This is a genomic window from Comamonas sp. B-9 (assembly GCF_000410635.1).
Taxonomy (GTDB): Bacteria; Pseudomonadota; Gammaproteobacteria; order Burkholderiales; family Burkholderiaceae_C; genus Comamonas.
Map to the genome: position 1 here is coordinate 1 of NZ_APCR01000616.1, position 4,684 is coordinate 4,684.

Below are 4,684 nucleotides of genomic sequence, written 5' to 3' on the forward strand. Positions count from 1 at the left end.
TCAGGTTTGCATGGAAATCAACAGTCTGGCGCTTTTGCGCAGCGCAGGCGGTGTCTGCGCCGCAGCCGATATAGGCCAGCACGCGCAGACCTTGGTCTGCCGTTTGGGTGGCAGTCACGGCTTCGCTGTCCTGGATTCGGATGAGGGTCGAGGCGCTGTTGTTGCTGCTGATATCGTCCTTGGTGGACGAGCCGATACGCGCAGCCACGGCAAACTCCTTGGCGCTGCCGTCCTTGGCTGTTTGCACTTGCAGGGTCAGGATGGCGGTGGAACGCGTTGCCATATCGCCCAGGGTCCAGACACCATTGGCATAGCTGCCCACAGCGGCCGATGGGCTCAGCACGGTTAAGCCCGCAGGTATTTCCACATTCACCGTGGTCGCCACAGCCGTTGCCGGGCCCAGGTTTTCTGCGGTGATCGTGACGGTGGATGTATCGCCGCGTTTGACGGTGGCCGGGGTGGCGCCGGCGGCCACTGCCAGGTCAGCCTTGGGCTCGGGATCGGGGTTGTCGGGCGTGGCGGCACGCTTGGCAAACAGATAACCGGCTGCAGCGGTGCCAGCAGTCAGCTCAATGCTGCTGAACTTGCCCGCCTCGCTCTGCCCACCCGCAGAGCCCGCCAGCGCCGAGCCATCCACCAGGCCATCGCTGACACCAGCGACCAAGGTGTAGACGCCTGGCTTGAGGTTGGTGAAGTGGAACGCGCCTTGCGCATCGGTGTACGCCGTTTGCAGCTCGGCGGCACCCGTGCTGGCTTGGGTACCGCTCAGTTTGACCTCGGTCACGGGGATGCCGGGCTCGCCGCTGTCGCGCAGGCCATTGGCATTGCTGTCCCGGTACACGAGGCCCGCAATGCTGGCCTCGGCCGCGCCGGCCACAAAGCCAATGCTGTACTGGCCGCTGGTATTGGCATCGAAGATATTGAGGAAGTAGCTCCAGCTCAGGTCTTCATTGCGCTCTTTGGACAGCCAGACGTTTTCTGCAGGAACGATATAGCCATCCGACCGCGTGACCTGCACGGGCAGCTTGGCGCCACGTGCCGGATCGGGCACACGGGCATAGGCAAAGCCTTGTGCCACGGGGCTAAAGCGCAGGCTGGCGTTGTTGCCTTGCACGGTCATCTGCGCCGATGCCGTCTGGTTCTGCACCTCGGTGTCCGCGCCATCGGATTCGTAGACCCGGTAAACATCACCATCCTTGGCCAGAAAGTCGCGCACCTTGTCGCGCCCCGGCAGATCCACGCGCACGTCCTGGATCAAGGTATGCGTGCGCACCTCTTTGATGAGCGAGGTGACTGCGCCGCCCAGGGAATCGGCATGGGTAAAGCTGGCGTTGAACTCGACAAACTTGCCCGCCAGGCTGGTGACCATGGACCAGCGGCCCATTTTGGAAGTACCTGACTCAATATCGCCAAAGTCCAAAAGCAGGCTCTTGCCTGCTGGTTGGTCGCCCACATAGCCGCCCAGTATCTGGAAGCTGATCGCCAGGCCCTGCCGGTTCTCCACAATGCGGGGCTGGGCCGTGTCGATCTTGGTCTTGTTCGCGGTGCCTGCGCCCTGGTTCTTGATTCGGACGCCCAAGGTGAAGGGCTCTGCCGCTTCGGTCTCTGGCGTGAAGGCGTCATCGGCATAGACATCGCGCGGCAAAAAGTAATCCAGCACCAGCTCGGGCTGGGGGCGTACCACGATGGATTCTGGCGCCACCTCGACGGAATCGGCCTTGCCATCGAGCGTGTAGCTGACCTTGGCCCCCACGTAGTACACAGCGCCTTGCGGGTTGCTGCCACCACTGCCCGCAGCAGGAATGATGAGCCAGTTGATATGGGCCACCGCCTTGGGCGCGATGACACCCCCCTGGAGACTGGTGATGCCTGTCACCTGGTCGGTTCGGTAAAAGAAAGTCGCCCCCTGTGCATTGGGGTCCGAGGTGGCGATCACCAGGTTGTTGTTGGCGTCGAGGAACCTCAGCTCGATGGAAACGTTCTCCAGCTTCTGGTCCGCCAGGCCATTGGTGATGACCATCTTGGCGTCAAACGCCTGGCGCTCCAGCGAGAGCTTTTGCTCAATGACAATTTTGACTTCTGCACACACGGCATCTGCGGCTTGTGCAAAGGCACTGCTGATCGAATACAGCAGCCCCAGCACGAACATGCCCACCACCGTCGCCCAGCTGGTAAACAGCGGGCGGCCCCTCATTTTTTGATACATACCGTGTGTCCATCTGTAGTCGGTCCAGGTCCATGGATGCACCCCTGGCCCTCCACTTCACTTGACATCCATAAATTAACAACAGCAATTTACTGATATCAATTGATAGTTTTATTTCATCTTGAAGCGCATTGGAATGAACACTGCTTACAGGAAGCTGACAGACAGTTAGGCAAATGCAACAGTCATCTGGAAGATGGGTACTGACCACCGCCAGTTGCTTGGCCAGAAAAGCATGCCAAGCATTGCCTCATGGAAGAGAAGCGGATCGAGGAGCAGTAGCAGGAAGGCAGCGCAATGGCCCGCCCGGGTTCGCACTGAAACCCGGGCAAAGAGTTGTGCAACGGATCGTCAGGCCAGTCGAGGCTGGCGCAGCTGCTGCATGCGGTAGATCAGCCCCTGGGGCAAACGCCGCGCCACGGCGATATCGACCGCGTCGCGGCCTTTGAAGTCGGCCACCGAGACGTCGGCGCCGGCGTCAAGCAGCAGCTCCAGGGTCTTGAGGCGACCGAGGCGTGCGGCATAGAAAACAGGGGTTTCGCCGTGCTCGCGCAGGTTAAGGAGGGGCTGGGCCTGCAGCAGCGCGCGGCACATGGCCTCGTCATCGCGCCACACGGCGGCCCACAGCGAGTAGCTGGCATTGGCGCCGTGCGAAAGCAGCAGTTCGACCAGCGGCAGGTTTTCGCCCCGGGCAACGGCAAACCACAGCGCAGTGGCGCAAAAGTCGCCATTGCATTCGCCCATCGGGGCTTCGGCCTCCAGCACGGCACCGGCGGCCAGCAAGGTGGCCACGGTCTCCAGGCCGTTGGTATCGGCTGATGGGGCGTTTTGCGCGGATACGCCACAGGCCACCTGCAAGGCGGTGCGCCCCTTGCCATCGACCGCCTGGGCCCACTGCGGCGCCTGCGCCAGCAGCTGGGCCACCAAGGCGGCATCCCAACGCTTGGCAGCAGCAAACAGCGAGGTCTTCGAAGGCAGACTCATGCAGGGCTCCTTATGGCTTGCGACCATGCTCCAACGCGCAATGTACACCGATACCACCGCAGCCCAACCTTGGTGGCAGGCAGGTTTTTCCCGACCTGCCTACGCCCTCCGTGTTACTGGGCTGCCACCCAGTCGATCAGCGCGTCCCAGGCGGGGCGTGCCTGCGGGGCATTGTCGCTGTTGGCCATGGCCACAACCACCCAGCGGCGTCCGTCGCGGCCATTGACATAGCCGGCAATGGCCGAGGCGTCGCGCAGCGTGCCGGTCTTCAGGTGGGCGCCGCCGGTATGGGCGCTTTTGCTGTTTTTCATCGTGCCGTCCACACCCACGATCGGCATCGAGGCCATCAGCTCGGGCATGACGTTGGAGTTCCAGGCGACCGAGAGCATCTTGGCCAGCGACCCGGCGGTGATGCGGGCATCGCGCGAGAGGCCGGCGCCATTGTCGATGGTGGGCTGCGCCATGCCGGGCACGCGCTCGCTCCACCACTGCGCCACCGCCTGGCGGCCGCCTTCAAAGGTGCCGACGCCCGCGCGCTCCTTGCCCAGGGTCAGAAACACCTGCTGGGTCATCACGTTGTTGCTGTACTTGTTGATATCGCGCACCACCTCGCCCAGGGTGGGCGAGCTGAAGCTCATCAGCGGCTGCACGCCGTCAGGCGTGGTGCCCATGCGCACCTGGCCGGTCACCTTGCCGCCCAGCTCGCGCCACATGCCTTCAAACACGCGGGGCGCAAAGCGGTCGGGGGCCGCCGGCGCCACCGCCCAGCTGTTCTCACCGCAAGCGGCCGGGTAGCCACCCAGGAACTGGATCTGCGTGGCATCGGCCATCTGCGCCTTGAGCGCGCCGCGCCAGTCGCCGCAGGCATTGCCCTTGGTCTTGAGCAGCGGCACGGTGCTGGGCAGGCGCAGATGCGCGATGGCCGGCTCGTAGGCGATGCGCGCCACGCCAGCGGCGGCATCGGGGATAAAGCGCATCGTCAGCGACTTGTAGTTCAGCAGCAGCGCATCGGGCACGGCGTTGTAGGGCCGGTAGGGCTCGTTGTCAAAGCGTGCGGGGTCGATGGGTGGGAGCGCAAAGGCCGAGCGGTCCAGCACCACATCGCCAACGACGACCTGGATGCCCTGGCCCAGCAGGCGGCGCTGCAGCAGCCAGAGGCGCTCCATCACCAGCTTGGGGTCGCCCGAGCCCTGCACATAAAGATTGCCATTGAGGGCGCCCTGGGCGACCTGGCCGTCGGTGGCAATGCGGGTGTCCCAGGTGTAGGCGGGGCCCAGAATCTCGAGCGCCGCATAGGTGGTCACCAGCTTCATCACCGAGGCGGGGTTGCGGCCCACATCGCTGTGTACATCGAGGAGGGGGCGCTGCGCGCCGCTGACATCCATCACCACCACCGAGACCGCATCCGGCGCGACCTTGCCCCGCTGCAGGGCTGCTTCGACCTCGGCCGGCAGGCGGCCGGCGGGCCAGGCGTTGGCCGGGGCGGCGAGGGCT

At 64.0% G+C, this 4,684-nt stretch carries 3 protein-coding genes; all 3 read right to left on the reverse strand.

Annotation, left to right across the window (positions count from 1 at the left end; all coding sequences use genetic code 11):
• A partial coding sequence (locus H928_RS26430; protein WP_204366286.1) for an SdrD B-like domain-containing protein occupies nt 1–2,206 on the reverse strand: 2,206 nt, incomplete at its 3' end.
• A gap of 351 nt (nt 2,207–2,557) precedes the next feature.
• Complete coding sequence (locus H928_RS30025) at nt 2,558–3,190, reverse strand: ankyrin repeat domain-containing protein (protein ID WP_021025716.1); 633 nt, start codon at nt 3,188–3,190, stop codon at nt 2,558–2,560.
• Between the two features lie 113 nt (nt 3,191–3,303).
• A partial coding sequence (gene dacB / locus H928_RS0106220) for a D-alanyl-D-alanine carboxypeptidase/D-alanyl-D-alanine-endopeptidase (RefSeq protein WP_021025717.1) occupies nt 3,304–4,684 on the reverse strand: 1,381 nt, incomplete at its 5' end.